Genomic DNA, 24574 nt, shown 5'->3' with positions numbered 1-24574 from the left:
AACTAACAATTGTGAAACGCGAAAATATCCGGGTAAAATGGTGCTATTATAAGTAAAAGCGTCAAGATAAACGGAGGACCCAATGAAGATATTAATGATAGAAGACAATATAAGCGTATGCACCATGACGGAAATGTTCTTTTTTAAAGAAGGATTTGAAGCCGAATTTGTCCATGACGGAGTGGAAGGCTATCAGCGGTTCACGGAAGAGGACTGGGATTTGGTCATTCTGGATATTATGCTTCCATCTATGGACGGAGTGACGATCTGCCGGAAAATAAGAGAGACGAGCAGTGTGCCGATTATTATGCTGACCGCAAAGGACACGGAGTCTGATCAGGTGATCGGGTTTGAAATGGGAGCCGACGACTATGTCACCAAGCCGTTCAGCCCGCTGACGCTAGTAGCGCGGATTAAAGCGGTGATCAGAAGATACCGGGCGACGGGGCAGGCCGTAAAAAGCGGCGACTTGATCGAAACGGCGTGTTTTTCAATCAATAAGAAGACGCGGGAAGTGTTTCTGCATGGAAAGCCTGTCGAGAATCTGACGCCGAAGGAATTCGATCTGCTCTTTTATCTCGCACAAAATCCGCGCCAGGTCTTTTCGAGAGAGCAGCTGCTTGAGCAGGTGTGGGGCTATCAATTTTACGGCGATGAACGTACGGTTGATGTTCATATTAAACGGCTGCGCAAAAAACTGTCCAGTGAGGAAAAACCGTTTTTATACACGGTGTGGGGGGTAGGATACAAATTTGATGAGGATTAAATACTTATATCAGCTGCTGTTAAGCCATGTCAGCATTTTGATTTTGGCCTTTTTCATTATCATTTCCCTGTTTTCGCACTTTGTGAAAGATTTTGCGTATCAAAATAAAGTGGATGAGCTGTCTTCTTACGCCCAGCAGATCACAAGTGAGCTGAACGGACGCGATCTTGATCTGCGCCGCCTGTATCCGTATCAGGACATGTTAAAAACGCGCGAGACCAGGTTTATTATTTTTGATGAACATCAGAGGCCTTACTTTTTTCCTGACGATATGCCGCCGCGCGAGAAGCTCAAAAGTAAGGAGTGGCACATGCTGAAGCAAGGGAAAACCGTTCAGATCAGAGCGGAGATGAACCGTTTTAATACGGAGGGCTTGGAAGTATCGCTTGTCGCAAAACCGCTTTTGATCAACGATCAATTTAAAGGCGCGGTGCTGCTCGTGTCTCCCGTCAGAGGGGTCGAGCAGATGATCAGCCAGGTCAACCGCTATATGATTTACGCGATTATCAGCACCCTTATCATCACGATTCTGCTGAGCTGGCTTTTATCTAAATTTCACGTTAAGCGGATTCAGACATTGCGGGATGCGACCGGAAAAGTGGCATCCGGGGATTACGATATTTCGCTCAAGAACAGCGGCGGCGATGAAATCGGCATGCTGGCGTCCGATTTCAACATCATGGCCAAAAATCTGAAGCAATCGAGAGAGCAGATTGACCGCCTGGAAAAACGGAGGCGCCAATTTATCGCCGATGTCTCCCATGAGCTGAGAACGCCTTTGACGACCATTAACGGACTTGTGGAGGGGCTTAACAGCAACACCATCCCGGAAAAAGATAAAGAGAAATGCTTCTCGCTGATCAGTGAAGAAACGAAGCGGATGCTCAGGCTCGTGAAAGAAAATCTGGATTATGAAAAAATCAGATCCCAGCAAATCAAACTGGACAAGCTCAGTCTGCCGCTCATCGAGGTGTTTGAAATTATTAAAGAGCATCTCAATCAGCAGGCGGAGGAAAAACAAAATCAGCTGCGGATTCAGGCGGAGGACGGCGTCAAAGTGTTCGCCGATTATGACAGGCTGATCCAGATTCTCGTCAACATCACGAAAAACAGCATTCAATTTACGCAAAACGGAGACATCACGCTGCGCGGGTATGAAGGTTATAAAGAAACGGTGATTGAGATCGAAGACACCGGAATCGGCATCTCCAAAGAGGAAATTGAGCATATATGGGAGCGGTTTTATAAGGCGGACGTGTCCCGGACGAATACGGCATACGGCGAATACGGACTCGGCCTGTCCATCGTCAGGCAGCTCGTTGAAATGCACAAGGGCACGATAGATATTGCCAGCGAAAAAGGAAAAGGCACGACGTTTACAATCCGCCTTCCGCTGAATACGAAACATGAATCATCTTGAAACCGGCAGTCCCGTCTGGCTGCCGGCTGTTTTATCTTCACTCGGAAAATTGCGCTCTGCCGAAACAAAGTTTGCGTGTTTTTCGGGATGGAAAGACACGGAAACGTGATAAAATAACTGGTAAACAGGTCTTGGATGGGGAGGGTGAAGGAATGAAGAGCGGGTTAATTCCTTCTTCAGCAGTCGGGCAGAAAATTAACGAGTGGTATCGATACATCAGAACATTCAGCGTGCCGGATGCGGAGATCTTGAAGGCCGAGATCAAACAAGAGCTTGACCGTATGGAGCCTGATTCAAACTTAGTGCTTTATTATTCCCTCATGGAATTTCGCCATCAGCTGATGCTGGACTACTTGGAGCCGCTGGAAAAACTGAAGATAGAAGACCAGCCGACCCTGTCGGAAATTCTTGATAACATTGATAACAGCCAGGCCGGCCTCAAAGGGCTTCTCGATTATTACGTCAACTTTTTCAAAGGCATGTTTGAATTTGATAAAAGAGAATTTATCTCAGCGATTACATATTATAAACAAGCTGAGAAAAAACTGGCCTTCGTATCGGACCACGTGGAACGGGCGGAGTTTTATTTTAAAGTGGCCGAAGCTTATTATCATATGAAACAAACGTATTTTTCTTTGATACATATAAAAAACGCTTATGAAATTTACGTCGAGCAGGACACATATAACGTCCGGATCATTCAATGCCATTTTGTATTCGGCGTCAATTTAATGGATGAAAGGCGCTTTGAACAGGCGGCCAAACATTTTCAGCACGCTCTGCAAATGGCCGAAAAAGAACAAAAAGCGCAGCTTGTCGGGAGGGCGCTGTATAACCTCGGACTGTGCTACTACAATCAGGACCGCATCGGCGAAGCGATTCCGTACTTTGAACGGGCGGTTGATACATTTGAATCACAAAGAATCGTCAATTCTCTTCCTCAAGCATATTTCCTAATCACACTCATTTACTTTAAACTCGGAAAAAAAGAAAAAGCGTCGGAATATCACAAGCGGGGATATGAATATGCTAAAGAAACAGACGATCCCGTTTACACGGTAAAATTCGAATGGCTGCAGGCTCTGTATCAGGCGAAACCGGATGAGGAAAAAATCAGCGCATGTTTCCGTTACCTGGAAGATAAAAATTTATACGCCGATATAGAGGATTTAGCACTAGAAGCAGCTAAATATTACTATGAACAAAATTGCTTTAAGATTTCTTCTGACTATTTTCTGAAAGTCGAAGAGGCAAGGAAACAAATACAAAGGAGTGAGGGTTTGTATGAAATTGAAATCTAAATGGTTTGTTATTTGTTTAGCAGCCGCCGCGATTTTTACAGTGACAGGTGCAGGCCAGACAGATCAGGCTGAATTCCATGTAGCTGAAAGAGGAATGACGTGAGAAGAAAATAACCTGAACAAAGGAAAAGACTGCCCGGGAATGTTCCCGGCAGTCTTTTTTTTTGCGCGGCCGGACTTGAACAGCGGCGGAAAACAAAAGAAAACGCCGCAGGTCAAAACCCGCAGCGTCCTCATATAGACGGAGTGATGCTTAGAAACCGCCAACATAGGCAGTACCTACAATAACCAACAGGATAAATAAAACAACGATCAAAGCGAAAGAGCTGATTCCAGAATATCCTGACATGAGCTTCACCTCCATATTGTCTATACCATACAATATGTAAAAGAAGCTGCTTTGTAAGGGATATTAGTGGACAAGAGAAAAAAGAGGCGGTGTCCTATGAGAGTAAGACTCCTGCAAAAAACTCGTCATACAGCGCCCGCACCGCTTGTTTTTCCTGTTCTTCTTTCACCCCGAACATCATGCTGACTTCCGATGACCCCTGATTGATCATCTCGATGTTGACGCCGGCTTCGGACAGTGCTTTGGATGCCCTGGCGGTTGTGCCGACATTATGGCGCATCGCTTCCCCGACGACCATAATCAGCGCCAGGTTGTGCCTGACTGTGACTTCATCTGCTTGAAGTTCCTGCTTCAGACGGGTGACGAGCCTGTGTTCCAGTTCTGAGTCCATCTGATCGTGCCGAAGGATGATCGTGATGTCGTCAATGCCGGATGGAACATGTTCATACGTCAATCCTTCTTCCTCCAAAATGTGAAGGGCTTTGCGGCCGAAACCGATTTCCCGGTTCATTAAATATTTGCTTATGTAAATGCTGCAAAAGCCCGTATCGCTTGCGATGCCGATGACTGGCCCGTTCGTATTGTCACGGCTGCTGACGACGCGCGTTCCTTTCGCCTCCGGATTATTCGTATTCTTAATCTGAACGGGGATGCCGGCCCGAAAAGCGGGAATCAGCGCTTCATCATGAAAAACGGAAAACCCGGCATAGGAGAGCTCACGCATTTCCCGATACGTCAGTTCGTTAATCTCTTTCGGATGCCGCACGATTGACGGGTTGACGGAATAGACGGCGTCCACATCAGTAAAGTTTTCGTACAGGTCGGCTTTTAAGCCGCTGGCGAGAATGGAGCCGGTAATATCAGAACCGCTCCGGGAAAACGTCACAATCTCATGCTCCTTCGTGTAACCGAAAAATCCCGGAAAAATGATCAAGCCTTCACGGTTTCTCAGACGGTACAAATGATCATAAGACTCAGGGAGCACCTGGGCGCTTCCGGGTTCATTCGTCACAAACAGCCCCGCTTCTTTCGGGCTTACGTATTCGGCTTTCACGCCCTGCCGGCGGAAGTAGGCCGCGATCAGCTTCGCGTTGTTGTCCTCGCCGCTCGCTTTCACCGCATCCATATACTGATCGGGATTGGCTTTGCTGCTGTTTAAGAGAGCGAATAGGTCACTGCGGATTCTTTCTATAATAGAGAAATCCAGGTTCAGCTCACGCGCGATGGCGGCGTACCGTTCAATGACCGGTTCGGCAAGCTCGGGCGCTGCACCATTTTGCAAATAATGCTCCGCACAGTGGATTAACAGATCCGTCACCTTTGTATCGTCCGAGAAGCGTTTTCCCGGCGCCGATACGACGACGGCTTTCCGCGAGGGATCAGCCGTCACGATTTGAAACACTTTCTCAAGCTGGGCTCCTGACGCAAGAGAGCTGCCTCCGAATTTTACAACTTTCATGATTTACATCCCCTAATATTTAAATTTTCTCACAAATTTAATTTTTATTATCTCTCTTTCAAACATGTAAATCAAGGATTTTTTCTATGTGGAGAGAACATTTGTATTTTCATGGAGGAATTTTGCCGCTGTTTGTCAGATTTGTTTCCCGCAAGCGTGTCATCATGTGCAAAAAATGATAAGCAGCCAAATGAAGGTTATAGAAAATCCTGCAAATTCTTGATAGACTGATTGTAAGACAATTTAGTGTACGGCCCGCGGATGACCGTTTTTGAAAGCAAAACTGTATTGACTGCGCTTGGAAAGATGATAAGATTATAGTTGTCGTTGATAATGATAATCATTACGAGTGGGGATATATGGGAGTTGTTTGGCAATCAGTCATACCGTTTGTGATGGGTGCAGGGAGGCAGCATGAAGCTACGTTACTTACTTTTGCTACTGGCGGTTTTGGCGTGTACTTCTATATTTATCGGTGTAGAAGATTTGTCGCCGCTGGATATTTTTCATTTAAATAAAGAACAGGCAGGTACATTGTTTGACAGCCGGCTGCCGCGTTTGGTGAGCATTATCATCGCCGGCATGAGCCTGAGCATCTGCGGATTAATCATGCAGCAGATCAGCCGGAATAAATTTGTATCGCCGACGACTGCGGGAACGATGGACTGGGCAAGGCTCGGAATTTTGATTTCATTAATGCTTTTTACGTCAGCGAGCCCGCTTGTGAAAATGTCTATCGCTTTTATTTTCGCGTTGGCGGGAAATTTCCTTTTCATGAAAATCCTCGAGAGAATCAAGTTCAATGATGCAATTTTTATTCCTCTCGTCGGTTTAATGCTTGGGAACATCGTCAGCTCAATCGCCACGTTTATCGCATATAAATACGACCTGATCCAAAACCTGTCATCTTGGCTGCAGGGAGATTTCTCACTGGTCGTTAAAGGCCGGTATGAGCTTTTATATCTGAGTATCCCGCTGGTGATCATCGCTTATGTGTATGCGGATAAATTTACGGTGGCGGGAATGGGAGAGAGCTTTTCCGTCAATCTCGGCCTGAAATACAAACGCGTCGTCAATATCGGTCTGATTATCGTGTCGCTCATCGCTTCACTGGTGATCCTGACCGTCGGGATGCTGCCGTTTCTCGGTTTGATCATTCCCAATATGGTGTCGATTTACAAAGGGGACAACCTGAGGAGCAGCCTGCCTCACACCGCTCTCTTGGGCGCTGTTTTTGTGCTGTTTTGCGACATTTTGGGAAGGGTGATCATCTTCCCGTACGAAATTTCCATCGGCCTGATGGTCGGTGTTATCGGCAGCGGCATCTTCCTGTATATGCTGTTAAGGAGAAAAGCATATGAGTCATAATAAAAAAATTACGCTGCTGGCGGCGCTCGCCATAATATGTATCGGATTCTTTCTGTTCTACGGACTGGGCAATTGGGAATACTCCCTGCCGAGACGATGCTTCAAAGTGCTTGCCATGATGCTCACAGGGGGAGCGATCGCGTTTTCAACGGTCATCTTCCAGACGATTACAAATAACCGCATACTGACACCGGGCATTTTAGGCCTCGATTCCCTGTATATGCTCATTCAGACCGTCATCGTGTTCCTGTTCGGTTCAATGAATATCGTCATGATGAACAAAAATCTTAATTTCGTCATCTCCGTCGGACTGATGGTGCTCTTGTCACTCGTTTTGTATCAGCTCATGTTTAAAGGCGAGGGGCGGAACGTGTTTTTCCTTCTGCTTGTCGGCGTCGTGTTCGGCACGCTGTTCAACAGTCTGTCATCCTTTATGCAGATGCTGATTGATCCGAATGAGTTCCAGGTTGTTCAGGACAAAATGTTTGCCAGCTTTAACAATATCAACACCGATCTTTTAGGATTTGCCGGTGCTGTCTTTCTTCTGACAGGCATTTATGTCTGGCGGTTCACGCGGTTTTTTGACGTGCTGTCGCTCGGCAGGGAGCACGCCGTCAACCTTGGGATTGATTACAATAAGCTTGTGAAACAGATGCTCATCGTCGTCGCCATTCTTGTGTCTGTCTCTACGGCTCTTGTCGGGCCGATTATGTTTTTAGGACTGCTTGTCGTCAATCTGGCGAGAGAGTTTTTAAAAACCTACAGGCACACGTATTTAATCGCGGGTTCCGTCCTGATCAGCATCGTCGCGCTCGTCGGGGGCCAGTTTGTCGTGGAGAAAGTGTTCACGTTTTCCACGACGCTGAGCGTCATCATTAATTTTGCCGGCGGGATTTATTTTATCTATCTGCTGTTAAAGGAGAATAAATCATGGTAGAGGTCAAAAATGTAAGCAAACAATACGGAGGGAAAACCGTCCTTGAGAAAACGTCTCTATCCATTCAAAAGGGCAGGCTCACCTCGTTTATCGGTCCGAACGGCGCGGGAAAAAGCACGCTGCTGTCTATCATGAGCCGGCTGATTAAGACGGATTCCGGAGAAATCACGGTCGACGGGCAAGAGATCGGGGCCTGTAAAAGCAACGATCTGGCGAAAAAAATCAGCATCCTGAAGCAGACGAACCAAATCAATATCAGACTGACGATTAAAGACCTGGTCAGCTTCGGCAGATTTCCGTATTCCCAGGGGAAACTGACGGATGAAGATTGGGTGCATATCAACCAGGCCCTCAGTTATATGAAGCTGGATGACTTAAAGGATAAATACCTCGATCAGCTCAGCGGAGGCCAGTGTCAGAGGGCGTTTATCGCGATGATCATCGCTCAGGATACGGACTATATTTTTCTCGATGAGCCGCTGAACAATTTAGATATGAAGCATTCCGTTGAAATGATGAAGCTGTTGAAGCGGCTTGTGGAAGACTTCGGAAAAACGGTCGTCGTAGTGATTCACGATATCAACTTCGCATCCGTCTATTCAGACCATATCGTCGCACTGAAAAACGGACGGATCGTCAAAGAAGGGCCGGCGGAGGAGATCATTGAAACCGCCGTGCTTGAAGATATTTATGATATGACCATCCCGATTCAAGAGATTGACAGTCAGCGGATCGGTGTGTACTTTTCTTAAAAACCAGATGAGGTGAAAGTCATGAAAAAATTCGCATTGCTATTCATTGCGCTAGTTACGATTTTTGTTGTTTCTGCATGCGGAAACGGGGACAAAACATCAGGCAAATCAAAAGAAACAATCACAATCAAAGATGATCTGAACAAAGAAGGAGTCAAAGTGCCGAAGAATCCGAAAAAAGTCGTCGTATTCAACTTCGGAATGCTGGATACGATGGATGAACTCGGTTTACAGGATCACGTGGCGGGACTTCCGAAACAAAACCTTCCAAAATACTTATCTTCATATAATAGTGATAAATACGCCAATACCGGCGGTTTAAAAGAACCGGATTTTGAAAAAGTCGCGGATATTGATCCGGATTTAATCATTATCGCCCACAGACAATCTGATTCTTATAAAGAGTTCTCAAAAATCGCGCCGACGATTTATCTTGATGATGACTATACAAACTACGTTGACAGATTCAAGCAAAACACCGAAGTGATCGGCAAAATCTTTAACAAAGAAAATGAAGTGAAAGATAAGCTTGCGAAAATTGACAAATCCATTGCCGATCTGAAGAAAAAGACAAGCAGCACGGATAAAAACGGATTAGTGGTGATGGCGAACGACGGCAAAATCAGCGCGTTCGGGTCTAAATCAAGATACGGCTTCATTCATGATGTGTTCGGCGTCAAACCGGCTGACAAAAACATCGAAGCCTCACTGCACGGACAAAGCATTTCCTATGAATATATCGCCAAAACAAACCCTGATTACATGTTTGTCGTTGACCGCGGAACAGCGATCGGCACAAAATCTTCAACAAAACAAGTGGTTGAAAATGATTATGTAAAATCGGTGAAAGCCGTGAAAAACAACCATGTTGTCTACCTTGATTCAGCTACATGGTATTTATCAGGAGGCGGCCTGGAATCCATGGCGCAAATGGTGAAAGAAGTAAAAGACGGAATCGAGAAGTAAAAAAAGAACCCGGTCACATACGTGATCGGGTTCTTTTTGGTTTACCGCGTAACGGCCTGCTGCTGCTCGGGCTGACGCGGTTTTTTCTTCAATGTAAAAGATAGGAGGAAGCCGGCCAGCGCGATGCAGGCGGCTACGACAAAGGCCGCATTCATGCCGTGCAGGGCGGCGTTTGCCGGAGTTGACGCATTGGCGTGCGCGGCCTGGCTGCTCATCACGGAAACCAGCAGCGCCGTACCGATAGAACCGCCGACTTGGCGGACGGTATTGTTCATGGCTGTGCCGTGCGGAATTAAGTGGCGCGGCAGGGCGTTGATTCCCGCTGTCGTCACCGGCATCATAATCATGGCTGTTCCCAAAAGCCGCGCGGTATAAACGACGACAATCCAAATGAGAGACGTCGAGTCCGTCAGATTCATAAACGGCAGGGACGTGAGCAGGATGATGAAGAATCCGGTCATCGCAAGGCCTTTTCCGCCGATTCTGTCAAACACCCGGCCGATAAACGGAGACATCATCCCCATCACAATCGCGCCCGGCAAAAGCATTAATCCGGTATCAAACGCGGAGACGCCCCGGACTTTTTGCGTGTAAAGCGGGAGAATGGTTTCCGTTCCGATCAGCAGCGCGAAAACAAGCGTTCCGAGCAGGGTGGTCAGGCTGAAAATCCCGAAAGAAAACACACGGAATTCCAGCATCGGTTTTTTGAGCTTCATCTGTCTTGCGATAAAGAAAATCAGCGCGGCCGCTCCGACAAGCAGCGAAGTCAGCACTTCAGTACTGGTCCATCCTGAGGAACCGGCGCTTGAGAAGCCGTAAAGCAGCCCGCCGAATCCGAGGGTCGATAAGATCACGGATAAAATATCAATCTGTGTTTCTCGTAATGTCGTGACGTTTTTCATCAGAATAATTGCTAAAAGCAAATCGATGACTGCGATCGGGAAGATGATATAAAACAAAGACCGCCAAGAGAATGCTTCGACCGCCCATCCGGAAAGCGTCGGGCCGATCGCCGGCGCGAACGAAATAACCAAGCCGACCATACCCATGGCGCGGCCGCGCTTTTCCATCGGGAAAATCGTGAGAAATACCGTCTGCATGAGCGGCAGCATAATTCCGGCGCCGGCCGCCTGAATAATCCGGGCCGTTAAGAGCACCGGAAAGTTCGGGGCGAATGCGCCGACAATGGTGCCCGCCGTGAAAATACTCATAGCGGAAATCAGGAGGGTGCGGCTCGTAAATTTCTCTATTAAAAATGCGGTAATCGGAATCAAAATCCCGTTTGTCAGCATAAACGACGTTGTCAGCCATTGCGCTTTGTTGGCATCTATATTGAAGTCATTCATAATGTGCGGCAGCGCCGTGATAAGCAGTGTCTGGTTCAAAATGGCGACGAACGCTCCCGCCAAAAGAATCCCGACAATGACAGAGCGGTTGTATGGTGCAGTTTTAATACTCTTATTCAAGCTGATTCCTTCTTTCTTTATAGTTTGAGCAATGTTTTAACGGCTGCAAGCGGCTGGTGCAGCGGTCCGGCCTGCTCCAAATAACCGATGAGCGCTTTTATAAGAAAATCCCGCGGCTGTTTGTCCGCTGATTCTTTCTCCAGCATAACCGCCGCGGAAGCGAGTCCTGCGGCATCATATTTTTCCTCCGGAAGGGCTGAGACGGCTTCTTTCAGTTCCTTCAGGCTTTCAGCCAGCAATACGGTTTTGTCTTTTGGCTCAAATGAGGAAGCGGAGGCGGTATAAAGGTCAATCATCTCCTGAGGCAAAGCCGTTTCGGTTTTCCTGTTTTCGACGATGAGATTGAGATGGCGGATGATAAAGTCCGTGAGCGGCTCCAGGGCGAGCGGTTCTTTTTCCAGCTTAATCAGCGTGATGCATTCTCTCAGGAGCCCCTGCAGGACGATCACCAGCTCCCATACATAAGGAATAATGTCTTCGCCGTACGTCTGAATCAGTGAATCGCGATGCCAGCAGATAAAGGTGGAGCGGGCCCTGTGAATATGCCGTTTTACCCGCTCATTAATGGAAGAGGGGCTTCCGTACATCAGCATATTAAAAAACTGCTGGTTGCGCCTGAAGCCTTCAAGCTCAGCCATCAGTTTTTTGGCAAACCGTTCCTCAGGGGAGAGGCTCGTTTCTTCATTTAATAATGAAGCGGCCGCTACCATCTGTTTCTGGTTAAAATCGAGCAGCTCCAGGAGCAGGTCTTCCTTTGATTCAAACAGCTTATACAAAGATGCTTTGGAGACTTTGCACTCCTCTGCGATCGCCTGCATCGAGACCGACGAAAAGCTTTTCCCGGAAAAAAGCTTCCTTGCCGCCAGCAGAATATCCGTTTTCTTATCATTCATAAGCCCAGATTCCTTCTTTCGTCACAATAGAAAACCCATCGGTTCACAGAAAACCAATGAGTATATGATGAAAATATTAACAAAAATTTTTACATAGTGTCAACGCTTTTGTTTGAGAAATAGAAAAAACCTGCCGGAGTGTTCCGACAGGCTGATACGTTTATTTATCCGTCTTAAATCCTTGTTTTTCAAGCATTTCACGAATGTGAGGATAATAAACCTGCTTATAGTAGGAAGTGATGCCTTGTGACCAGTTTCTTGTTTCCTGTCCGTCGGTGCGTTTTTTCATGTATTCGGACATCTGCTTGTCATAGGCCTCGATATGGGTTCTTAAATCTTCTTCTTGATACGTTTCATGATGCAGAACGGCTGCTTGCGGCAGACGCGGTTTTTTCGCGGAGCGGTCTGCCGGATGGCCGATGACGAGACCGGAAATCGGGAAAACGTATTTCGGAAGTTTCAGCAATTCAATGATTTCGTCAGGCTTGCCGCGCACGGCGCCGATCGGCACAGTGCCGAGTCCCATTGATTCAGCCGCAGCCGTTGCCGTACCCAGCGCAATCCCGACATCTACGGCTCCGACTAGAACGGACTCTAAACCGTTCGTGATCTCAAGCGGTGTATCATTATATTCTTCAAGCGCAATTTTGGCGCGGTTAAAATCAGCGCAGAATAAAAGGAAAACAGGCGCTTGGTCAATCCACGGCTGGCCGCCGGCCAATTCGGATATTTTTTTCTTCCGCTCCTTATCTTTCACCGCAATAACGGTAAATTGCTGGCCGTTAATGGAAGTCGGCGCTGCCTGAGTTGCTTGGATGATAAGGTCCAGCTGCTCATCCGATACGGGTTCATCTGTGTAGCTGCGAATGGAACGGTGGTCTGTTAATATTTGAAGGACTTCGTTCATGTCATTCATCCTTTCGTTACTCTGACAGTTCTGTGCGGACGACGTCAAGCGGCGCACTCAGCACTTCTTTTGCTTTTGCCACGAATCCTTGGAAATGGTCAGTTGCGTTGTGGAATTTCATCGCTTCTTCATCTTTCCATTGCTCAAGCATAACGAATGTATTTTCCTCACCGACTTTTTCGAAAAGATCGTATTGCACATTTCCTTCTTCCGCGCGTGAATGCTGAACAAGTGATTGTGCTTCTCCTAAAAATTCCTCGCGTTTATCCGCTTTTACTTTCATGTAAGCCTGTAAGACGATCATTGTTATTCCTCCTGATTGGGTTTATTTGTTATAGTTCGAATATTATCGAACTAACTGTAACATGTTTCGCAGTGAATGGTAAAGGAAAAACCCTCACCGCCTAAATTGTCACCCGCCGCTTTTATGTGTTACATTTGACTCATGAACATTCCAAACCATCCTGAAACCGACCGCTTACAGCTGACAAAGGTTCTTCATGCTCTGAGTGATCCGCTCCGCTTAGAGCTGGTCAAACAATTGGCGGAAACAACAGAAAAAACGTGCGGTACCTGCGCTGATGTCCGGGTCGCCAAATCAACGCTGTCCCATCACTTCAAAGTGCTGCGGGAAGCGGGGATCGCCCAAGTGCGCATAGACGGGAAGCACCGTTATTATTCCCTGCGCAAAGATGATTTACATGAGGCGTTTCCCGGCCTGCTGGAGGCGATTTTGCAGACAGAACCGGACCGCTGGTAAATAAGTCCCCGAATTCCGGGGTTTTTTTTATGCGCCGAAAACCGCCCGGTAAAGCCTGAGGACGCCATCTTGAATATCGCTCTCCTTCAGGCGGGCGAACCCCAGAATGAGCTGCGGCTTATTTGAATCGCCTCCCGCTTTCAGACGGAACCGGCTCATCGCAAACAGATCGAGCTGTTCTGCATCCGCCCGTGCCAAAATCTCTTTTTCTGAACGGGCGCAGTCAAACTCAGTGACAAAATGAAGCCCCGCATTGGCGCCCTTTACACTGATTCTTTCTCCGAATGTTTCTTCTAAAGCCGAAATGAGGCGTTCCCGCATGTTCTTATAATGCTGCTTCATCTTTTTAATATGTTTCTGATATTCACCTGAGTCGATAAATTCTTTCAGCGCGAGCTGGGCAAGCGTGCTGCACGTATGCAGGTCATAGGTTCTCTCTTTGAACGTCCGCAAAAGCCCGGGCGGCAGAACCATATAGCTGATGCGCAGACCTGGGAAAAGGGATTTTGAAAAGGTCCCCATGTAGATGACATTTTGAAACCGGTCAAGGCTTTGAAGCGCCGGTATCGTATCGGCGTCATATTTAAATTCACTGTCATAATCATCTTCAATGATGAAGCGGCCGTTCTGTTCGGCGGCCCAGTTTAAAAGCTGAATCCGCCGGGAAGCGGGCATAATCACGCCTGAGGGGAATTGATGGGAAGGCGTGGTGATCAATACACAGGGCCGGCGTTTTTCGATTTCGGCCATGGATATGCCTTTTTCATCAAGGCTGATCGTCGCAACCTTTTTCCCGAGGTTTTGCAGCAGCCGGTACATCCTCATATATCCCGGGTTCTCCATGGCGTACAGCGCGTCTTTTGGCAGCAGTTCCGTCAGCAGCTGCGTCAGCATTTGCGTGCCCGCCCCGAGCACGATTTGTTCCGGGCGGCATGTAACGCCCCTTGTCAGGGAAATAAGCCGCGAAATGGTTTCACGGACTTCATATAAGCCTTGCGGATGGACGAGTTCCCCGAGTGTATGAAATGAACGGGCGGCTGCTTTATGCTCACAGCGGAACCAGCTTTTCAGGGGAAAATGCGCCGTATCCACGCTCATATGAGAAAACGAAATCCAGCCGCTCTTATCCGGCTCCCGCTCTTTTAAATCTTCAGGCAATGAGAGCGAAGGCGTTTCTTCATGATAAACCGTATCAATTTCCTCCACGAAAAAGCCTTTTCTTTCGACTGTATATAAATAACCTTCCGAAAGCAGCTGCTGATAAGCTGAATTCACTGAATTCACGCTGACCTTCAGCGTCTCGGCAAGCTCCCGTTTAGACGGCACCTTTGTATGAGGCATCAGGCTGCGTTTCAAAACGGCCGCTTTTATGTGCTGATAGATCTGCTGATAGATATAATCCGCCGTTTCCGAATGATCAATGGAAATCGTCAGCATCCAGACCCTGCTCCTTTCTGATACCATGGAAAAATTGATTTTGGTACTTTTCATCATACCAAAAAGAAGTCAGAATGATAAGAAAACAATATAGGGGGATGGAATCTATGAGTCGAACAGCATCATCGGAAGTGACAACTGCCCAGTGGCAGCAAAAACGGGACCAATTCGTTTCCAAGGGGGTCGGCAACGGAAACCGCAGCATGGCGGTAAAAGGGGAAGGGGCGCTTTTGTACGATTTGGACGGCAGACGATTCATTGATTTTGCCGGAGCGATCGGAACGCTGAATGTCGGCCATTCTCATCCGAAAGTGGTGGAGGCCGTAAAGAAACAGGCGGAGGATCTGATTCACCCGGGTTTTAACGTCATGATGTATCCGTCTTATATTGAGCTGGCCGAAAAACTTTGCGCCCTTGCGCCGGGAGATCATGCGAAAAAAGCGATTTTTCTCAATTCGGGAGCGGAAGCGGTGGAAAACGCCGTGAAAATCGCCAGAAAATATACGAAGCGCCAGGCTGTCGTGTCATTTACAAGAGGGTTCCACGGCCGCACGAACATGACGATGAGCATGACGAGCAAGGTGAAGCCTTATAAATTCGGTTTCGGCCCATTTGCCTCAGAGGTGTATCAGGCGCCGTTTCCTTACTATTATCAAAAGCCGGCCGGCATGAGCGACGAGCAGTATGACGACTTTATCATCAGCGCTTTTGAGGATTTCTTTATCGCCGCAGTTGCGCCGGAAACCGTCGCCTGTGTCGTAATGGAGCCGGTTCAGGGAGAAGGCGGCTTCATCATTCCGTCAAAACGTTTCGTCCAGCACGTCGCCGCTTTTTGTAAAAAACACGGCATTGTTTTTGTAGCGGATGAGATTCAGACCGGTTTTGCCAGAACGGGAACGTATTTTGCGATTGAACATTTCGGAGCCGTTCCGGATTTGATCACCGTATCCAAATCACTTGCGGCCGGATTGCCTCTGAGCGGCGTCATCGGCCGGGCGGAAATGCTTGATGCCGCCGCGCCGGGGGAACTCGGGGGCACATATGCGGGAAGCCCGCTCGGCTGTGCGGCTGCGCTCGCAGTCTTGGATATTATTGAAGAAGAAGGGCTGAATCAGCGTTCCGAGGAGATCGGCCGGATCATTGAGCATCAAGCGCTCGAGTGGAAAAAAGAGCATGCCTGCATCGGAGAAGTGCGCAGACTCGGCGCGATGGCGGCCATCGAAATTGTCAAAGATCCGGACACGCGGGAACCGGACAAAGCAAAAGCTGCGGCGATCGCTAAAACGGCGAACGAGAACGGACTGCTGCTGCTGACGGCCGGCATAAACGGCAACATTATCAGATTCCTGACGCCGCTTGTCGTGACGGATGAGCAGCTCAAAGAAGGCCTTTCTATTATCGAAGCAGCTCTGTGAGTTCAATTATTGGAATGCCGGCGGATGTGTCTGCTATCATGAAAGTATAAGATACATCAACAAGCATTCAATGGCTTTACTATAGCAGAGAAAGGAATGTTCAATATGCCAGAACAATTAACAGTGTACAATCCGGCAACGGGAGAGGCGATCGAAAGCATCCCCCAGCAGACGGCCGAAGATGTTGAAAAAGCGATTGAACGTTCACATCAAGCGTTTCAATCATGGTCCAAAACATCAGCGGGAGAACGTGCCTCACTTTTAAGAAAATGGTATGAGCTGATTGTTGAAAATAAAGAAGAACTTGCGGAATTAATTACGAAAGAAAACGGCAAACCGTACGAAGAAGCGGTCGGAGAAGTTTTATACGGCGCCGGCTATATTGAATGGTTCGCCGAAGAAGCAAAACGGATTTACGGCAGAACCGTACCTGCGCCGACAACGGGCAAACGGATTGTCGTCACCCGTCAGGCGGTCGGCCCGGTAGCCGCGATCACGCCGTGGAATTTCCCGAATGCGATGATTACAAGAAAAGCCGCGCCCGCTTTGGCGGCAGGCTGTACGTTCATCATCAAACCGGCGGAGGATACACCGCTTTCCGCTTACGCCCTTGCGCGTCTCGCATATGAAGCGGGAATTCCGAAGGACGTGCTGCAAGTGGTGATCGGTGACGGAGCCGAAATCGGAAACGTCTTCACCAGCAGCCCGAAAATCCGTAAAATTACCTTTACCGGCTCAACGCCTGTCGGCAAAATCCTGATGAAAAACAGCGCCGACACCGTAAAACATATGTCAATGGAGCTTGGCGGACATGCGCCGCTGATCGTGGATGAAGACGCTGATCTTGATCTGGCGGTAGCCCAAACAATGGCCTCTAAATTCAGAAACGCCGGCCAAACCTGCGTCTGTGCGAACCGGCTGATCGTACACGAATCCGTAAAAGACGAGTTTGCGAAAAAACTGAGTGAAGAAGCTGCGAAACTCAAAGTCGGAAACGGTCTTGAAAAAGGCGTAAACGTCGGCCCTGTCATCAACAAAAAAGGCTTCGATAAAATCGTCGGCCAAATTAATGACGCCGTGGAAAAAGGCGCAAAAGTGCTGACGGGCGGAACGTATGACCAAAACGATGAAAAAGGATGCTATTTCGTGACGCCGACCGTGCTTTCAAATGTAGATACATCTATGAACATCATGCATGAAGAAACATTCGGCCCGGTTGCGCCGATCGTTACGTTCAAAGATATTGATGAAGCGATCAAGCTTGCGAACGATACGCCGTTCGGGCTTGCGGCTTATTTCTTCACAGAAAACTACCGCCGCGGCATCTATATTTCTGAACAGCTTGAATACGGCATCATCGGCTGGAATGACGGCGGTCCGTCCGCGGTTCAAGCGCCGTTCGGAGGAATGAAAGAAAGCGGCATCGGCCGTGAAGGCGGTACGGAAGGCATTGAACCGTACCTGGAAACCAAATACATGTCTATCGGACTTTAATGAGCCGAAAAGATAGCCCCGCTTCTAAGCGGGGCTGTTTTTATTGAGCGGTCTGCCGGTGAATATCGCCGGCAGGCTTTTTTGATCTTGCGGGAATAATCGGTTCGATTCCAGACAAAATAACAGCAAATACGATTGAAAGAAGGTCGCCATCATGGATATATTACTGGCTCTTCTCCCGGCTTTATTTTGGGGGAGCATCGTGTTATTTAACGTCAAATTAGGCGGCGGGCCTTACAGCCAGACGCTGGGAACGACAATCGGGGCGCTCATCGTTTCGTTTGTGCTGTATCTGTTTGTCCACCCGGTGCTGTCTGGGCGCATTTTTATTGTCGGCATCATCTCGGGGCTGTTTTGGTCGCTCGGCCAAAGCAATCAGCTTAAAAGCATACAGCTGATGGGCGTTTCAAAAACGATGCCGATATCAACGGGAATGCAGCTCGTCTCGACTTCTTTGTTCGGTGTGATCGTATTCAAAGAATGGTCAACCCCGATCGCGATTACGCTGGGTATTCTCGCCCTTATTTTTATCATCATCGGGATTGTGCTCACATCTTTAGAAGATAAAAAGGGGCGGGCGGACGGAGAACCGGGAAACTTAAAAAAAGGCATTGTCATCCTGCTGATCTCCACGCTCGGTTATTTGGTCTATGTCGTTGTGGCCCGGCTGTTCGGCGTATCCGGATGGTCAGCGCTACTGCCGCAGGCGATCGGGATGGTCATCGGCGGACTGCTCCTGACGTACAAGCATAAACCGTTTAATAAGTACGCCCTCAAGAACATTCTGCCGGGAATCATCTGGGCGCTCGGGAATATGTTTCTGTTCATCTCACAGCCGCGCGTCGGAGTTGCGACAAGTTTTTCCCTCTCTCAAATGGGGATCGTCATCAGCACGCTCGGCGGAATCTTCATTCTCCGTGAGAGCAAAACGAAGCGTCAGCTGGTCGCCATTGCCATCGGGATTATCCTGATCATTGTGGCCGCGGTATTCTTAGGCGTTGCGAAATCAAATTCATAACATATGCAGGAGGTTTGAACATGTACACGGATTTAAAAGGAAAAGTCGTTGCCATTACGGGAGCTTCATCAGGATTAGGAAAAGCGATGGCGATCCGCTTCGGACAGGAGCAGGCGAAAGTCGTGGTTAACTACTATAGTAATGAAAAAGACGCCCAAACCGTTAAAGAAGAGATTCAAAAAGCGGGAGGCGAAGCGGTCATCGTTCAAGGAGACGTCACAAAAGAAGAAGATGTCAAAAACATCGTGCAGACCGCGGTGAAGGAATTCGGCAAATTGGATGTCATGATCAATAACGCCGGCATGGAAAATCCGGTTCAGTCGCATGAAATGCCGCTTAAAGACTGGAACAAAGTCATCAATACCAATCTGACCGGCGCTTTCTTAGGAAGCCGCGAAGCCATTAAATATTACGTAGAGAATGATATTCAAGGGAACGTCATTAACATGTCAAGCGTACATGAAATGATTCCGTGGCCGCTGTTTGTTCACTACGCGGCGAGTAAAGGCGGCATCAAATTGATGACGGAAACGCTGGCGCTTGAGTACGCGCCGAAGCGCATCCGTGTTAACAATATCGGACCGGGAGCCATCAATACGCCGATCAACGCGGAAAAATTTGCGGATCCCGTTCAGAGAAAAGATGTGGAAAGCATGATTCCGATGGGATATATCGGTGAGCCGGAAGAAATCGCGGCTGTCGCCGTCTGGCTTGCTTCGAAGGAATCAAGCTACGTGACCGGCATTACGCTGTTTGCTGACGGAGGAATGACCAAATATCCGTCATTCCAGGCAGGCCGCGGATAAGAAAAAAAGCGATCGCAGGCTCTTTAGAGCCGGATCGCTTTTTGCTTACGCGCGTTTTTTCTTTACAAGCGCCGCGATGGAAAGGATAATCGCCGCAGCTGACAGAACGATGGCTGCAATATCAAGCGCTGATACGCCGGATTTGCTTTCTTCGTTTGACTGTTCAGCTCCGTGCGCATCCGTCACGCTGGCCGATTTCGTGATTTTCGTAATCGAGTGGGGCGTGTCGGCTTTCTCATCACCCGTCCATTCTACAATGCTGCCGTCTTTGTAATATTGGTAAGCGTCCCAAGCGGCATCTCCGCTCTTTTCAGGATTTTTCGCAACGAACGTGAACTGCTGGAATTGGCCGGGCTGAATGCCGCCGCCGTTCTTTGCTTCCCAAGTGACGGAGACCGCTTTGTCATCATGTTTGGATACGGATGTTTTCCAGCCCGGAATCGGCTGATATTGCTGAAATTCAACGCCGGCGGGCATTTTCAGCACGACTTTCGTTGTCGGCTCATTCTTTTCCACAGGCACTTTCATCGTGTACGTTTCCCAAGAACCGGCCGCGGATTCCGCGGGTTTGACTGAGACGTGGGCGCTTGCTGTCGCCGTAAAACCGACGAGTGACAGGGTCACGGCGGATATGAATAATAAAGCCTTTTTTTTCAACATGAGATACACTCCTTAGTTTGTCGTTGAGAATATTTGGTTGATTTCATTAAAATCGTTTGTCAGCCCGTGGACTTTGATCTTCCAGTTTCCCTTTTCGGTGATGGACAGGTTGGCGGCTTCAAATGTGCCTTCCTTCGTCTTCTTCAAATCAAAGGTGCTTTCATGCTGTTTGCCGCTGAAGCCCATCTGGTAAACAGTGACCGTAAATTGCTGAATGTCTTTTACCAAGCTGCCGTTGTGATCGGTGACAATGACTTGAAATTCATTTTTACCCGGCTGATTCGGCGTAATGTGCAAGGACAGGGTTTGCCCGTTTCCGATCGTTTCTGAGCCGTTAAAAGGCAATGGCGCTGGCGGCGGCGGACTGGGCAGGCTTGTGAAGACGGCGGTTGTAAATAACACCGCAATGCCTAGTGCCCATTCGGCCTTTATCGTTGCGCTGATGCTCCTTTTTCTGCTGAACTTCGTCATCCATACGTGAATGGCGCCGAGCACAAGCATGATGACAAACAGTCCGATTTTCAAAAGGAGCGTCTTACCGTAAGCAGTGTGAAAGAGTGAATCAAACGTGCGGATAATGAAAAATCCGTTCAGCACGCCTGAAAATAACAGCACACCGACAGAGGCGAACGCCCAAGGAGAAAACCGTCTGACCGTTTCCAAAGCGATGGTTTTATCGGGTTTTCTCCACTCTGATGAAAGAAGCAGCACAAGCGCGGCGATACCGCCCATCCATACAGACGCGGCCGATAAATGGAGAAAGTCCATCGCGATGCCGACCGCTTTTTCGTCGATAACCGCCGCATGCCCGGCGAATGCTTTTGCCAAAAGCGAAGCGAAGAAGAACAACAGCGGCGCCGTCCAGTACGCAAATGACCGGAATGCTTTCTTCTTCAACAGCGGGATCATGGACAGGGCGAGCAGGATAAATAAGCTGATCTGGATCATCCAGACGTACCCGCCTGCCGTTTTCAGAAGCGTTTCTTTTACATAGTCCGGCTGAAACGCGGCGCTCCAAGCGCCGCCCGCGTTTTCTTTCGTCTGGATCGGGAGCTGGCAGATAAGCGCGAGCCCCGTTAAACATAAAGAAATCACGAGCAGCTTTACAGTTCGTTTTGCTTTTGATGAATCTTTATTATTTCTGTACCAAAACAGATGGAAAAAAGCCGTGCCGATAAACAGGGAGAGAGCGGTGTACAAAATACCGCGGTCGATGGTCGCTTCGGGATGAAGCGCCGCTTGCGATGATGTCTGCTCCTGAAGTTCTCCGCCGGCTTTTCCGATACTGAAAGGGATGACGCCGGATACCGGATGTCCGTCGGCCGATACCGCGTTCCATTCCGCTCTGTAAATATCATGCGGCAGCTTTTTTTTCAATGCCGCGGTCATGATGCGGGCATCATTTTTTTGAATCACCGTTTTGCCCGCGTCGACCCGTTCGCCGGATGAATTATAGACCTTAATGGAGTGGAATCCTTCTTCAATCTGTTCATTAAACTCAATTTCAATCTGCTTCGGCGCTTGTTTTAATTCGCTGTTCTCACCCGGATTTGAGTTTGTGATGTAGGCGTGGGCGAAGCTTGTTTTCGGAATCAAAACAAGGAACAGCAAAAAGATGAGCCAGAGTTTGTTCTGTCTCATGGATGATGACACCGCCTTCCGGTTGGTTGTTGTTATGTCTTGCTGCAGGTGCATCCCTTCTGCCTGTCGTGTAAGATGATGTCCGCCGCCTCGTCAAAGGTGCAAATGACCCCGCCGAATCCTTTTTGAAACCGTTCTGCGTAATCAAGCGTTGAGAAGGGAATCGCCTGAGGCCGGCAGCAGTGAAGGTCAATATCGGCATGGACTAAAAAGTATGCGGAAGCGGCCGTCAGCGTCGTCTGGAGAAGAAAATCTTTACAAATGACGTGGGACACTTCTTCCTTTTTATCCTCATACCGCAAAATCGCGCAATGAATGCAGCACATCTGCTCAACGGCTTGTGAAACGGTAATAAGCTGAACAGAATACGAATGCTGAATCGGCCGCAGGCAATAGCCGCATTGATTGGCGCTTCGTTCTGAAGCGGTAGGGAGCGTAATGCCGCCGGGTGTCCGGATAATCCGGTTTGCATCCGCCAGCTGATTGACGTCTCTGTACACGGTCATCTCGGAGACGCCGAATCTCTCGCTTATGTCAGAGATTTTCAGCGCGCCCTCTTCTTTCAGCCATTCAAGCAAGGTTTGCTGTCTGTGAATCGGAAGCAATTCTGCATCCTCCTTTTTATGCGAATGAGTGATGAACCTCCCTCTAAGAGTAGATGTTTTCACAAATGCACACAAGAGTCTGATGATAAAATATGTGAAAAAATGTTGAACAATCACAAATGTAAAAGACGTAGTCAGACTCTGTTATAATAGAAGAGTTGAATGGAGGAATAAACATGAAAGAAACGACCTGCCCGAACTGCGGCAAGCCGATTACAGGCGACATGGTCAGATCATCCATGATCCCGTGCCAGTTTCAGTGCGGGCATTGCCATGTGAAATTGCGTGAATATAAAGTATCCGCTCCGATTATGGCTGTGGCCATTGCGATCACGGTGCTTTTGATTTATCTTGTGCAGATGGCCAGAACCGCCGTCATGCCGATGTTTCCGGCAGCGCGGTATGTGCCGGCCGCCATTTTCGCGCTCGTATGTGCGTATCCGGTGTTTATTGTCAGTGAGCGGCTCATTGCCAAACTCGTCGTCACTAAAGGACACATTATATACAGAAAGCGGTAAGACACCTTTGATGAGGTGTCTTTTTTTGTTAAGGAGTTGTCACAGTCTCTGTGCCAAACTCCTCTTTACTTTTCATTGAATGGGGATTGTAAGCGTTTTATGATGAAGACACAGGGGAGAGAGAAACCCCGTGTCTTATTTATTTTCATCTGAAGGCAAGCAAACAGGGAGGGAATGAACATGCAGCAAGAACAGCAAGCTGGCATGAAAGTGAAGATACAGCGGTTCGGCAGTTATTTAAGCGGTATGATCATGCCGAATATCGGTGCATTTATCGCATGGGGAATTATCACCGCGCTGTTTATTCCGGCGGGATGGTTTCCGAATCCGCAGCTGAATACATTGGTAAGCCCGATGATTACGTATCTTCTGCCGCTTTTAATTGCATATACGGGCGGAAAAATGATCTATGATCACCGCGGGGGAGTCGTCGGAGCGACGGCCGCCATCGGAGTCATTGTCGGAGCGGACATTCCGATGTTCTTAGGGGCAATGATTATGGGGCCTTTGGGCGGTTATCTCATTAAACAATTAGACCGTGTGTTTAAAGATAAAGTCAGACAGGGTTTTGAAATGCTGATCAACAACTTCACGGCGGGAATTATCGGAGCTGTGCTGACGATTATCGCGTTTTATGCGATCGGCCCGGTCGTCCTGTCTCTTAACAAATTGCTGGCGGCAGGTGTGGAAGTCATTGTCCACGCGAATTTGCTGCCGATTGCAAGCGTTTTCGTAGAGCCGGCGAAAGTCCTGTTCCTGAATAACGCGATCAACCACGGCATTTTAAGTCCGATCGGAATCGAGCAGGCCGCCAAAGCGGGTAAATCCATTCTGTTCTTAGTGGAAGCGAACCCCGGGCCGGGACTCGGTATTTTACTGGCATATATGTTCTTTGGGAAAGGCTCTTCAAGATCGACGGCTCCGGGAGCGGCGATCATTCATTTCTTCGGGGGGATTCATGAAATCTATTTCCCTTACATTTTAATGAAACCGATGCTGATCCTCGCGGCGATCGCCGGGGGAGCGAGCGGACTGCTTATATTCTCGATCTTTAACGCGGGTCTTGTCGCCGCATCATCTCCGGGAAGCATCATCGCCATTTTGGCGCTGACGCCGAAAGGAAGCTATCTCGGCGTGCTGGCGGGCGTCATCGTTGCCGCGGCCGTATCGTTTATCGTCTCGGCGCTTATTCTGAAATCGTCTAAAGCAGGTGAAGAAGATTTGACAGCCGCGGCGGAAAAAATGCAGGAAATGAAAGGCAGGAAAAGCGAAGCGGCGGCCGCATTGGCAGACAAAGAGGAAGAGCCGGAAAACAGCGCCGCTGATATTTCCGCTGACCAAGTCAGCCGCATTATCTTCGCGTGTGACGCGGGTATGGGATCGAGCGCAATGGGCGCCTCCATTTTAAGAAACAAAGTGAAAAAAGCAGACCTGGATATCGATGTGACAAATACGTCGATCAATAATCTGCCGAATGACGCGGATATCGTCATTACGCATAAGGACCTGACTGACCGCGCGAAAGCGAAGCTGCCGCAGGCGGTGCACATTTCGGTTGATAATTTCTTGAACAGCCCGAAATACGATGAACTGATTGAAAAGCTTAAAAACTAATCAAACAGAAAGAGGGATCTTC

At 48.4% G+C, this 24574-nt stretch carries 25 protein-coding genes; 15 read left to right on the top strand and 10 right to left on the bottom strand.

The features are described 5' to 3' along the window. Positions 1-82 precede the first annotated feature (82 nt). The 4 genes from HWY38_RS13500 (at position 83) to HWY38_RS13485 (ending at position 3590) form a co-directional block, all read left to right on the top strand. Positions 83-766, top strand: a complete 684-nt coding sequence (locus HWY38_RS13500; RefSeq protein WP_024084885.1) for a response regulator transcription factor — start codon at positions 83-85, stop codon at positions 764-766. After that, positions 753-2186 (top strand): sensor histidine kinase, encoded by a 1434-nt coding sequence (locus HWY38_RS13495; RefSeq protein WP_161620115.1) that lies wholly within the window; start codon positions 753-755, stop codon positions 2184-2186. The genes HWY38_RS13500 and HWY38_RS13495 overlap by 14 nt, the downstream gene beginning before the upstream one ends. A gap of 152 nt (positions 2187-2338) precedes the next feature. Next, positions 2339-3487, top strand: a complete 1149-nt coding sequence (locus tag HWY38_RS13490) for a Rap family tetratricopeptide repeat protein (protein WP_003156336.1) — start codon at positions 2339-2341, stop codon at positions 3485-3487. After that, complete coding sequence (locus HWY38_RS13485; protein ID WP_003156334.1) at positions 3471-3590, top strand: PhrC/PhrF family phosphatase-inhibitory pheromone; 120 nt, start codon at positions 3471-3473, stop codon at positions 3588-3590. The genes HWY38_RS13490 and HWY38_RS13485 overlap by 17 nt, the downstream gene beginning before the upstream one ends. Before the next feature lie 150 nt (positions 3591-3740). Here HWY38_RS13485 and HWY38_RS13480 read toward each other — a convergent pair whose 3' ends face one another. Both HWY38_RS13480 and HWY38_RS13475 read right to left on the bottom strand, forming a co-directional pair. Then, the gene (locus tag HWY38_RS13480; RefSeq protein WP_369719092.1) at positions 3741-3851 is read right to left on the bottom strand and encodes a YjcZ family sporulation protein; all 111 of its coding nucleotides are present in this window, start codon (positions 3849-3851) and stop codon (positions 3741-3743) included. 79 nt (positions 3852-3930) lie between these two features. Further along, positions 3931-5295, bottom strand: a complete 1365-nt coding sequence (locus tag HWY38_RS13475; RefSeq protein ID WP_046559345.1) for an aspartate kinase — start codon at positions 5293-5295, stop codon at positions 3931-3933. Between the two features lie 414 nt (positions 5296-5709). On the opposite strand from HWY38_RS13475, the gene HWY38_RS13470 reads away from it, so the two are divergent. The 4 genes from HWY38_RS13470 to HWY38_RS13455 are packed head-to-tail and all read left to right on the top strand — an operon-like array spanning position 5710 to position 9318. Next, the gene (locus HWY38_RS13470) at positions 5710-6663 is read left to right on the top strand and encodes an ABC transporter permease (RefSeq protein ID WP_003156332.1); all 954 of its coding nucleotides are present in this window, start codon (positions 5710-5712) and stop codon (positions 6661-6663) included. Continuing rightward, the gene (locus HWY38_RS13465) at positions 6653-7600 is read left to right on the top strand and encodes an iron chelate uptake ABC transporter family permease subunit (RefSeq protein WP_088037502.1); all 948 of its coding nucleotides are present in this window, start codon (positions 6653-6655) and stop codon (positions 7598-7600) included. The genes HWY38_RS13470 and HWY38_RS13465 overlap by 11 nt, the downstream gene beginning before the upstream one ends. After that, entirely contained in the window at positions 7594-8352 is a 759-nt protein-coding gene (locus tag HWY38_RS13460) for an ABC transporter ATP-binding protein (protein WP_015388706.1), read from the top strand. The genes HWY38_RS13465 and HWY38_RS13460 overlap by 7 nt, the downstream gene beginning before the upstream one ends. 21 nt (positions 8353-8373) lie before the next feature. After that, positions 8374-9318 (top strand): siderophore ABC transporter substrate-binding protein, encoded by a 945-nt coding sequence (locus HWY38_RS13455; protein ID WP_003156329.1) that lies wholly within the window; start codon positions 8374-8376, stop codon positions 9316-9318. Between the two features lie 41 nt (positions 9319-9359). Here HWY38_RS13455 and HWY38_RS13450 read toward each other — a convergent pair whose 3' ends face one another. From HWY38_RS13450 to HWY38_RS13435, 4 genes are all read right to left on the bottom strand, one after another. Continuing rightward, positions 9360-10784, bottom strand: coding sequence for an MDR family MFS transporter (locus HWY38_RS13450; RefSeq protein ID WP_015388705.1), 1425 nt, complete (start codon positions 10782-10784; stop codon positions 9360-9362). Positions 10785-10801: 17 nt separating this feature from the next. After that, positions 10802-11677, bottom strand: a complete 876-nt coding sequence (locus HWY38_RS13445) for a TetR/AcrR family transcriptional regulator (RefSeq protein WP_003156326.1) — start codon at positions 11675-11677, stop codon at positions 10802-10804. A gap of 160 nt (positions 11678-11837) precedes the next feature. Next, positions 11838-12584, bottom strand: a complete 747-nt coding sequence (nfsA, locus tag HWY38_RS13440) for an oxygen-insensitive NADPH nitroreductase (RefSeq protein ID WP_003156324.1) — start codon at positions 12582-12584, stop codon at positions 11838-11840. Between the two features lie 16 nt (positions 12585-12600). Then, positions 12601-12888 carry a putative quinol monooxygenase gene (locus HWY38_RS13435; protein WP_003156323.1) on the bottom strand — a complete coding sequence of 96 codons (288 nt, stop codon included), beginning with the start codon at positions 12886-12888 and terminating at the stop codon, positions 12601-12603. 141 nt (positions 12889-13029) lie between these two features. Between HWY38_RS13435 and HWY38_RS13430 the strand changes: the two genes are divergently transcribed. Continuing rightward, positions 13030-13344 (top strand): ArsR/SmtB family transcription factor, encoded by a 315-nt coding sequence (locus HWY38_RS13430; protein WP_007410279.1) that lies wholly within the window; start codon positions 13030-13032, stop codon positions 13342-13344. 27 nt (positions 13345-13371) lie between these two features. Here HWY38_RS13430 and HWY38_RS13425 read toward each other — a convergent pair whose 3' ends face one another. Beyond that, positions 13372-14781, bottom strand: a complete 1410-nt coding sequence (locus tag HWY38_RS13425) for a PLP-dependent aminotransferase family protein (RefSeq protein WP_088037503.1) — start codon at positions 14779-14781, stop codon at positions 13372-13374. Between the two features lie 107 nt (positions 14782-14888). Here HWY38_RS13425 and gabT point away from each other — a divergent pair, with 107 nt between their 5' ends. The 4 genes from gabT to gdh all read left to right on the top strand — a co-directional run bounded on the left by gabT (position 14889) and on the right by gdh (position 19514). After that, a complete protein-coding gene (gene gabT / locus HWY38_RS13420; protein ID WP_015416818.1) occupies positions 14889-16196 on the top strand; it encodes a 4-aminobutyrate--2-oxoglutarate transaminase in 1308 nt (435 codons plus the stop codon). A gap of 105 nt (positions 16197-16301) precedes the next feature. Then, positions 16302-17690, top strand: coding sequence for a succinate-semialdehyde dehydrogenase (gene gabD / locus HWY38_RS13415; RefSeq protein WP_224182022.1), 1389 nt, complete (start codon positions 16302-16304; stop codon positions 17688-17690). A 154-nt stretch (positions 17691-17844) separates the two neighbouring features. Next, a complete protein-coding gene (locus HWY38_RS13410) occupies positions 17845-18708 on the top strand; it encodes a RhaT/GlcU family sugar-proton symporter (RefSeq protein WP_003156317.1) in 864 nt (287 codons plus the stop codon). A gap of 20 nt (positions 18709-18728) precedes the next feature. Next, complete coding sequence (gdh, locus tag HWY38_RS13405) at positions 18729-19514, top strand: glucose 1-dehydrogenase (RefSeq protein ID WP_224182021.1); 786 nt, start codon at positions 18729-18731, stop codon at positions 19512-19514. Between the two features lie 45 nt (positions 19515-19559). Here the strand turns inward: gdh and HWY38_RS13400 are convergent, their stop codons facing one another. Genes HWY38_RS13400 through HWY38_RS13390 form a run of 3 tightly spaced genes read right to left on the bottom strand, consistent with a single transcriptional unit; the run spans position 19560 to position 22420 of the window. Then, positions 19560-20174 (bottom strand): YcnI family protein, encoded by a 615-nt coding sequence (locus tag HWY38_RS13400; RefSeq protein WP_224182020.1) that lies wholly within the window; start codon positions 20172-20174, stop codon positions 19560-19562. A 12-nt stretch (positions 20175-20186) separates the two neighbouring features. Further along, entirely contained in the window at positions 20187-21815 is a 1629-nt protein-coding gene (locus HWY38_RS13395) for a copper resistance protein CopC (RefSeq protein WP_224182019.1), read from the bottom strand. A gap of 32 nt (positions 21816-21847) precedes the next feature. Next, on the bottom strand, positions 21848-22420 hold the full coding sequence (locus HWY38_RS13390; protein ID WP_082998976.1) for a DeoR family transcriptional regulator: 573 nt from the start codon (positions 22418-22420) through the stop codon (positions 21848-21850). Between the two features lie 176 nt (positions 22421-22596). On the opposite strand from HWY38_RS13390, the gene HWY38_RS13385 reads away from it, so the two are divergent. Beyond that, the gene (locus tag HWY38_RS13385) at positions 22597-22938 is read left to right on the top strand and encodes a hypothetical protein (RefSeq protein WP_007609433.1); all 342 of its coding nucleotides are present in this window, start codon (positions 22597-22599) and stop codon (positions 22936-22938) included. A gap of 174 nt (positions 22939-23112) precedes the next feature. Next, entirely contained in the window at positions 23113-24552 is a 1440-nt protein-coding gene (locus tag HWY38_RS13380) for a PTS mannitol transporter subunit IICB (protein WP_224182018.1), read from the top strand. The last annotated feature ends 22 nt before the right edge of the window (positions 24553-24574 follow it).

Origin of the sequence: Bacillus sp. KS1 (genome assembly GCF_020075515.1) — a bacterium.
GTDB classification, from domain to species: domain Bacteria; phylum Bacillota; class Bacilli; order Bacillales; family Bacillaceae; genus Bacillus; species Bacillus velezensis.
The sequence above is the reverse complement of the archived record's forward strand: the minus strand, read 5'-3'. Positions and strand labels throughout refer to the sequence as shown.